Here is an 8,513-nt window from a genome sequence, read left to right as displayed (position 1 = left end):
CGAGGGCGTGCGGTGACGGCCGGTTCCGGCGGCCGTCCAGGTGCGGGGTCCCCGCGGCCGGTCGGCGCGCGCCGGTAACGAGGCCCGCCCCACACCGTACGAAGCGGCACGAACGGGGAGTACGCGCCCCGCCCCGACCCCGCCGCGCCCCGCCGCCGACCCTCGTCGGAGAGCGCCACGCTCGCCCTCGCACCCGCCGTGCCGCGAACCGTAATTGGCCGGATTCCTTCGGTCCCCGACCCGCGCGCGCCCTTCCCGATGACCCGGTTGCCGGTGACGCGCGGGACGCACGCGCCCACCGTGGCGCGCGTTGTCCGCCGGAGCTCTCCCCGCCCCGTACCCCTCGCCCCCGGGCCGCCACCCCACCGACCGGCTCCCATCACTGTCGCAACGCCCCCGACCCGCCCGCCGAACCGCCGAAGCGGCCGGTCACCGTGCAGAGTCGCCCCCGCAGCCCTGGCCAGAACTCACCGACACGGCACACGGGTTCGCCCAACGGCCTCACGGAGCGGGGTCAACGTACGGCCAAGTGGCCTGTGCCGGGGGCGCATTCACCCGGCGCATGTGCCACCCCGAAGGTGCGCGCACCACCCCTGCCCGGCAGGATCAGGCATGCCGCGACGCGCGACCCGTACCCCCCGGAGTGGGGCTTCTTCGTGGCAGCATGGGCGGAAGCGGCGGGACTTTCCGGCGGAACTCCCCTGCGCGACTGGGTTGTCCACAGGCTGTGGAGGCGGCGATGCGCTGGTTGGTGGGGTGGAGCAGCACCGCGGCCCGGCGCCGCTCGCCCGGCCCTGCCGCGTACGCACCACCGGGTCCGCCCACCGGCTCCGTCGCCGCCCACGACACCGCCTTCGGCGCCCCCGGCCCCGAGCACGGCTACGGCGACCCCTACGGCTTCGACCAGTACGGCAGCCGCGGCGGCGGCGCCGAACATGGCCGCGGCCGCACCCAGGACCCACCCCCTGGCCGCAACACCTCCTACGCACGAGACCACGCCGGCATCGACGACTACGCCGAGGACACCATCCAGCCCGTCGGCGCCCAACTCCTGTGGGGCGACCCCGACCCCCTGTGGGCCGTCGGCGACTGGCGCCCCGACGAACTCCGCGTCGTACGCGCCGACGCCGAGACCCGCATCGCCGTCCTCGGCACCTGCGCCGCCACCGACGCCCAACTGCGCGCCGCGCTCTACTCCGCGAAAGGTGGTGCGCTGCGCCACCTCACCGCGTGGGCGGGCAGCTACACGGCGGTCGTCCAGGTCGGCCGCCGCACCATGGTCGTCGGCGACCTCGCCGGCGCCCGCCCCGTCTTTCACACCCCGTGGGCGGGCGGCACTGCCTTCGCCACCGCCGCACTCCCCCTCGCGGACCTCATCGAGGCCAACCTCGACATCGGCTACCTCGCCGCCCTCCTCGCCGCCCCCGACGTCCCCGAAGCCCTCCAGGACGCCACCCCGTACGCCGGTGTCCACCGCGTCCCCCCGGGACACGCGCTGATCATGCGCGCGGGCGTCCCGGAGATCGCCGGGTACGAGCAGGTGACCTCGCTCGCCGTCTCCGCCGCGCCCGTTGCCGCCGACAGCGCCGTGGAGGCGGTGCGCGAAGCACTCGTCGAGGCGGTACGGGTCCGACTCGCCGCCCCCCGCCACGTCCCCGGCACCGAGGCCGACCAGGGCCCCGTCCCCGGCATGGGCCCCGCCGAGCGCCGCGCCGCGCGGGGGATGCCGCAGCCCGGTATCGGCGCCGACCTCTCCGGCGGCAGCGGCTCCGCGACCCTCGCCCTCCTCGCCGCTGGACTCCCGGGGATGCCCGGCACGCTGCTCGGGCAGGGCACGGGCGCGGGCGAACGCCTCGTCGCCGTCACCTTCAACGACCTCGTCGTCCCAGGCCGGGAGCCCGAGACCGAACGCGCCGCCGCCCTCGCCGCCAACCCGCGCCTGCACCACGTTGTCGTCGCGGGCGGTCCCGACACCCTGCCCTTCGCCGAACTCCGTGTCCCGCTCACCGACGAACCGGGCCCCGCGCTCGTCGCCGCCGGCCGTCACCGCGCCCGGCTCCTCGCCGGCAGCGCCGACCACTTCACCGGACACGGTGCCCGCCAGGTGCTCGACGCCCACCCCGCCCGCCTGGCCGACCTGCTCATGGACCGGCGCAGACGCCACCTCGTCCGCCCCGTCGCCGCACTCACCAAGGCCGAGGGCTCCGTCATGGTGCCCGGCAAGGTCTACGGAGCCGCGCGCCGCCTCGCCCGCACCCCGTACCGCGAAGGGCTGGAAGACGCCGCGGACCTCCTGCTGCGGCGCCGCTTCCCCGAGACGGCGGACGGCGCCATGGGTGCCTCGCTCGCGGCCCTCGCCTGGGCCCGCCCGGGCCCGGCCGCACGCTGGCTCACCGGCGAGGCGCTCGCCGAAGTATCGGTTCGCCTCCACGAGGCGGCGGCCCGTCCCGGGCCCGGCTCCGGCCGCCGTCCCGGCGACTTCCGGGCCCGCGCCGCCCTCGCCCGCCACGCCGCAGACCTCCGCGTACTCGAACAGGCCGCCGAGATCCGCTTCCAACGCCTCCACGCCCCATTCCTCGACAACCAGGTCGTACGGGCGTGCCGCGCACTCCCCGAAGCATTGCGAGTACGGCCCGGGGCGCGAGCCGGCGTGCTGCGCGCTGTTCTGGAGGGCGCAGGTGTCCACGAACTGCCCTCGGGCTGGGGCACCCCGTCGACCGCCGACCCGTACGCACCGCTCCGCATCGGTCTGCGCAACCACCTGGACGCCCTCCTCGACGTCTTCCGCACACCTCTTCTCGCCGAGGCAGGTCTCATCGAGGCCCGAGTGGTGCGCAAGGCGCTGAGGCAGGCCGCCGAGGGCGCGCCCGTACCACTCGACGGTCTCGCGGAACTCGTCTCGACCGAGCTGTGGCTGCGGCGCCTCCTGGAGCGGCGGGGCACCTCATGGACGGGTACACCGACGCGCCAGCGCGCCGTACCAACCGGCTCCGTGGCGCCTGCCCGAGGGGCGGCGGGCGCGCTGGGGGCGGGCCGGGGCGCTGTCAGCGGCTGAGGACGCTCTGCGGGCTGTGAGCGGGTGCGCTGCGGGTTGCGGGCAGCGGCGGCTGAGGGCGCGAGCGGCCAAGGCGAAGAGGGACGACGGGACCCGCCATCCGTCCTACCGCCCGCCGCCGAGGGGCACCCCACCCGCGCTGTAGAGCACGGCGTTCGGCACCCAGACCGGCACACCGCAAAGCACGCTCCCCCTCGGGCCTCACCGCCCTGCTTATCGCCTCCCGTCTCGCCTACGACTTCCCGCACTGGGCAAGAAGCCACGTACCTGCTGCGGATGGCCACGCACCTGATGCTCGTGGCCCTGCGCACGAAGCGCGGGGTTGAGGAGGCCGGCCCCGAGACGGCCCCGGCCGGGAATGACTCCCTTGCCGCCGGCTGGCGCCGGGGCCCGCTGACCAACCTCCTCAACCCCAAGATGGACGCGTTCCACGGCGCCATCCTTCCCCCGAGTTCATACCGGGGTTTTGCCGCATCTCGCGATGGGCGTGACCCTTACGTGAGTGCACATCACGCTCGGACTCGTGTGGATCGCCAACCTGGCCGGCTGCGCCGGTGTGTTCACGGCGCCCACCTCCGTCAGCCCAGGGCACGCGCGCTCTTGGACAGGGTGACTGGAGGTCCCATCGCAGCCCTGGCGATCCGGCTGACGATGAGCGACTGAGCTCGCCCGCGGAAGGGGCCCCCGGTGCTGGGGCCCGTAACAGCGGACGGCCTCCGGGCCCACGAGCCGCCCGGGAGACCCGGAGCGGCCTCGGACGCCCCGGTGCCCGCAGCATAGGCACATCTCCGTGGTGCTCGCTGCCCGCTGCACATCTCCTCACCCGGACGAGGGGCGCGATTATTTTTTCGCCGGAGTTATCCACAGATGTGGGCGGATGGTCGGGGGAGGGTGGGCGGACGCGAAAGAATGGATGCAGGGGAGCCCCCCCGGGTGGGTGGGGGTATGCCCGCCCCCGCCCGCAGGCCACCACCCACCTCGCCTCACACCACCCACCCCCCACCCCCGCCCCGCCAAGCCTCCCGAACATTCGTTCCCGCCCCCACCCCTCGTGGACAATGGCCAGGTGAAGTACCGCATCCTCGGTGCCGCCGAGGCCCAGGCTCCCGATGGCACGCCGGTGCCGCTCGGCGGTGCCAGGTTGCGCGCGCTGCTCACCGCGCTCGCGCTGCGCCCCGGCCGCGATGTTGCCGCCGGCACGCTCGTGGACGAGGTGTGGGGCGGCGAGCCGCCGAGGGAGGCCGGCGCCGCACTTCAGGCGCTCGTCGGGCGGCTGCGCAAGGTGCTCGGACACGAGGCGCTCGCCTCGGGGCCGGGCGGTTACCGGCTCGTCGCGGAGCGGGGCGATATCGACCTGCACCGCTTCGAGGACCTGCTCGGCGAGGGCTCCGCCGCACTCGACGCACACTCCTACGAGAAGGCCGCTGAAGTCCTGCGTACCGCGCTCGGACTGTGGCGCGGCCCAGCGTTCGCCGACCTGCCCGATGCCGCGGCCGAGGCCCGTCACGCGGAGGACCTGCGGCACACCGCCGTGCGCCGTCGGGTCGAAGCCGACCTCGGAGCGGGGCAGGCCGCCGCGCTCGTACCCGAACTGCGCGGGCTGACCTCGGCCCACCCGTACGACGAGCGCCTCCACGGCCTCCTGCTCCGCGCCCTGCGCGCGGACGGCAGGCCCGCTGACGCGCTCGCCGCGTACGAGGATCTCCGCCGTACACTCGCCGAACACCTCGGCACCGACCCCGGCCAGGAACTCCGCGCTCTCCACGCGGAACTCCTCCGCGAGACGACGGCCCCCGCCCCGGCGCCCGCCGCGCCCTCGCCCGCCGCCGTCCCGCCCGCCATGTCGCCCCAGCGCCCCGAAAACCCCACGCCCGCCCCTGCCCCCACCACCGGCATCCGGCGTCGGCTCACCTCCTTCGTCGGCCGCGCGCAGGAGATCGAGAGCATCCGCGCCGCCCTGCGCGCCTCCCGCCTCGTCACGCTCACCGGCCCCGGCGGCTCGGGAAAGACCCGCCTCGCCGAAGAGGCCGCCCTCGGCTACTCGAACGAAAATATGCCGACCTCGGCCGAAGCCCCACACCCCGCCCCCGGCGAAGCCGGCAACCCCACCCCGGGCCCCAGATCCCAGAGCACCGAAACCCCCCACCCCGCCGGCAAGCCCTCTCACTCCACCCGGGGCAACTCCCCCCACTCCGCCCCACCCGAAGTCCCCCCACGCGCCACCACCCCCGCCCCACCCCCACCACCCCCTCACATCCGCATGGCGGAACTCGCCCCCCTCGAACGCCCCGAAGACGTCCCCGCCGCCGTCGTCAGCGCGCTCGGCGTGCGCGAGACGGCGCTGCGCACCACCCCCGAGCGGCACGTGGCCACCCTCGACCCCGTCGAGCTGCTCGTGGAGTACTGCGCGGGCCGCGAACTGCTGCTCGTACTCGACAACTGCGAGCACGTCATCGAGGCCGCCGCTCGCCTGGCCGACACACTCCTCACACGCTGCCCCGGACTCACCGTGCTCGCCACGAGCCGCGAACCGCTCGGCGTCCCCGGAGAAGCCGTTCGTCCCGTCGATCCGTTGCCCGCCGCCGAGGCGGTCCGGCTCTTCGGCGAGCGCGGCGCCGCCGTGCGCCCCGGCTTCACCCTCGCCGAGGACCCCGACGCCGTCGCCGAGATCTGCCGCCGCCTCGACGGGCTGCCGCTCGCGATCGAACTCGCCGCGGCGCGTCTGCGCCTCCTCGGTCCCCGCCAGCTCGCCGAGCGGCTCGACGACCGTTTCCGGCTCCTGACCGGCGGAAGCCGCACCGTGCTCCCCCGTCAGCAGACCCTGCGCGCCGTCGTCGACTGGTCCTGGGACCTCCTCGACGAGGAGGAACGCGACGCCCTGCGCGAACTGTCCGTCTTCGCCGGCGGCTGGGACCTCGCCGCCGCGGAGGCCGTCTGCACAGGGCCCGCGGACCTCCTCGTCGGCGCGCTCGTCGACAAGTCACTCGTCGTGGCGAGCCCGGAGCCGGACGGTACGGGAATGCGCTTCCGCATGCTGGAGACGATCCACGAGTACGCGGTCGAGCGCGCCGCCGAGGACACGCACCGTGCCCACGCTGCCGGGCGCCGCCACACCACGTACTACCGCGCGCTCGTCACCACCGCGGAACCACTCATTCGTTCGAGTGAACAACTGCCCTGGATCGCCCGCCTGGAGACCGAACTCGACAACATCCGTGCCGCTCTCGCTCGCGCTCTCGCCACAGGCGAAGAGGAGAACGCGGTCGCACTCGTCCTCGGCTGCGGCTGGTTCTGGTGGCTGCGCAACCACCGCATCGAGGGCGCCGAGTGGGCCGAGCACACCATGGTCCTCGCCGGTGGGGTCCCCGCCGCCGTGGCCGACCTGCACGTCCGCCACAGACGCGCCGAGGGCGGTACGGGCCGGACGACGCCGACCGGCGCGGACCCCGGCGTCCCACCCGACGACCCGCGCTACTGGCCCCGCCTCCACCTGCGCATGCTCCACCTCTTCCTCTCCTCCGAGACCGACCCGGACCACGAGAACCTCACCCCGGCCGCACGCACGTACGTGGCCGGGCTCCGCGACCTCTTCGCCGGCTCCGACGCGCCCGAGGCCACCGTCTTCCCCGGCCTTCTCGCGGCCTTCGCGCCCTTCTTCCTCGACACGGCCGAGGACGCCTACCCGCTCATCGACGGGGCCGTCGACCGCTGTCGCCGCCTCGGCGCCGACTGGGAACTCGCCACCGCGCTCATGTTCCGCGTCCACATCACCGTCGACGCCCCGCGCGAGGACGCCGACGCCCAGGACGATCTCGGCGAACTGAGGGAACTCTGCGCCCGCACAGGCGACCGCTGGCTCGGCGCGCAGGTCGCCAGCGCCCGAGCGGAACTCGCGATGGCGCAGGGACGGTACGACGACGCGCGCGTCGAGTGCGAAGGGGCGCTGCAACTCGCCCAGGAGGTCGGCGCCTTCGCCGAGACCCCGTTCCTCCTCGCCCGCCTCGCCGAGATCGCCCACCACTCCGGCGACCGCCCCCGCGCCGAGGCGCACATGGCGCGCGCGGCCGCCGTCGCCGACGAGACCGCCTCGCTCGACGCGCACGCCTTCCTGATCCTGCTCCGCGCCCGCATGGCTCTGGAGGACGGCGCGCCTCACGAGGCCGACGCCATGTGCGCACAACTCAGGGTCGTCAACGGAAGAACAGGCGGTCCACCCACTTGGATGGCCGCGTTCGCCGATACGGAGATACGGGTACGTGCCGCGCTCGACGGTGCGGAGGCCGCGCTCCCGCAGTGGCGCGAGGCACTCGCCGCCGCAGTGTCCGCGCACCTCTCCGGCAGCATCACCGCCTCACTCCTCGAAACGGGCGCGCTCCTCCTCATGGAGACCGGCGAGCACGTCGGCGCCGTCCACGCCCTCACCCTCGCCACCCGGCTGCGCGGTCCCCACGCCCGCGGCCCCCACGAAGCGGACCTCGCCGCCCGCGTCACCACGACCACCCGCGCCGCCCTCGGCCCCGCGCCCCACGCCGAAGCAGTCGCCCGAGCCGCCTCCCTCGCCCCGGCCGACCTCATCGACTGACCCGCGACAACACCCCCTGAGCAGCGCGGAATCCGGCGCCACGCCCGCTTACTCGCAGGCGAACCGCGACCCCGCCCAGTCCGCCACACCCAGCCGGCCGAGCCGTCCCAACATCCTCCGCACGTTCCCGATCCCGGGACCGTCCCCATCGCCGTCCCCTGCGGAGGACCCCGAGGAGGAACCGTCCGCAGTGCCCCCCGACGCAGGCGCCAACGCCGCCGGGTCAACGGCCTCCACCACCAGCCGCACCGTCCGCCGTCCCGCGATCCCCACCCGCACGGGGACCGCCGGCTCCCCACCCCGCAGCACGCCCGAGCGCCACAGCCGCACTCCGTCGGCCCAGACCGCGAAGCGGGCCGCGCCCATGCCCAAGGTCATGTCGTCGAGCCCCGCGTACGCCTCGTAATCCGTGCATTCGCGGTTGAGATCGATCGTCGTCTCGGACGGAACACGGACGCTCACCCCGTGCGCGTACCGCGTCCCCCCGATCGTCATCCCGCCCGGCCGCTGCCACACGGGGCTCCCGCTGAGCCGCATCTCCGGCCCCGTGCCGTCCCCGGTGAGCCCGTAGGGCAGCGTGCTCCAGCGGTACTCGACCGGCTCGACGGGAGCCGGTGGCGGCACGGAAGTCGGCGGTGCGGGCGTGGGGGAGGGTTTGGCAGGTGGTGTCGGTGACGCGGGCTTGGGCCGGGGCGGGCGCGGCGTCGGACGCACCGGTTCCGGCGCGCGCGGCGGCGCGGAAACCCGCGGCGGCGCGCTCGGCTCGGCCGCGACCGGCGCCGGGCGGTACGGCGGCGCGGGACTCGGTACGAGCGGCTGAACCGCCGGCGGCTTGGCGTCGGGGACGGGTGGCCGTTCCGCGTGCGGCTTGTCCTG

General features: G+C 75.0%; 3 protein-coding genes. 2 read left to right on the top strand and 1 reads right to left on the bottom strand.

Annotation, left to right across the window (positions count from 1 at the left end):
* Positions 1 to 739 precede the first annotated feature (739 nt).
* Together G3I42_RS09635 and G3I42_RS09630 are read left to right on the top strand one after the other, a co-directional pair.
* Positions 740 to 3,055, top strand: a complete 2,316-nt coding sequence (locus G3I42_RS09635) for an asparagine synthase-related protein (RefSeq protein ID WP_164284282.1) — start codon at positions 740 to 742, stop codon at positions 3,053 to 3,055.
* A gap of 1,066 nt (positions 3,056 to 4,121) precedes the next feature.
* On the top strand, positions 4,122 to 7,637 hold the full coding sequence (locus G3I42_RS09630; protein WP_343244503.1) for a BTAD domain-containing putative transcriptional regulator: 3,516 nt from the start codon (positions 4,122 to 4,124) through the stop codon (positions 7,635 to 7,637).
* Between the two features lie 48 nt (positions 7,638 to 7,685).
* Here G3I42_RS09630 and G3I42_RS37465 read toward each other — a convergent pair whose 3' ends face one another.
* Positions 7,686 to 8,261: an NPCBM/NEW2 domain-containing protein gene (locus G3I42_RS37465; RefSeq protein WP_343244502.1), complete on the bottom strand. Its 576-nt coding sequence runs from the start codon at positions 8,259 to 8,261 to the stop codon at positions 7,686 to 7,688.
* Positions 8,262 to 8,513: the final 252 nt, after the last annotated feature.

The sequence above is a fragment of the Streptomyces sp. SID11385 genome (assembly GCF_010548245.1).
Lineage (GTDB): Bacteria > Actinomycetota > Actinomycetes > Streptomycetales > Streptomycetaceae > Streptomyces.
This window is presented reverse-complemented; position numbering and strand designations above follow the sequence as displayed.